We start from the raw sequence: 387 nt of genomic DNA, 5'->3' as shown, positions 1-387 counted from the left end.
TTAAAAATTTGTGAAATTTTGGAGATTAATTCTAAAAATTCTTTACTTAATCAAACTCCGTTTTATTTTAGTGCTTCTGCGAGAGATATTTTTTCAAGTGTAAAAGTGAGTGCAACCTTACACATCATCTCTAATCATATCTTTGCTTTTCCAAATGAAATTTTTTCTTATATTGAACAAGAAAAAATCACTACTATTTCTTGGATACCTTCAGTTTTAACCCATCTTTGCAAAGGAAATGCTTTAGAGAAATTTAGGCTTGATTCTTTAAAAATAGTAGCTTGGGTGGGTGAGATTATGCCTACTAAAACTTTAAATATTTGGAAAAATCATCTCAAGGAGACTAAATTTATTAATCTTTATGGTCCAACCGAGATTGCTGGAACA

1 protein-coding gene is annotated in these 387 nt (G+C 29.5%); it reads left to right on the top strand.

Translation table 11 applies throughout. The features are described from left to right. Positions 1–387, top strand: a 387-nt coding sequence (locus H2277_RS09175; protein ID WP_337201984.1) for an AMP-binding protein, incomplete at both ends; no start/stop codon positions are given.

The sequence above is a fragment of the Campylobacter sp. W0014 genome (genome assembly GCF_020135975.1).
Lineage (GTDB): Bacteria > Campylobacterota > Campylobacteria > Campylobacterales > Campylobacteraceae > Campylobacter_D.
Note: the sequence above shows the minus strand (reverse complement) of the source record. Positions and strands in the feature narration are given on the sequence as shown.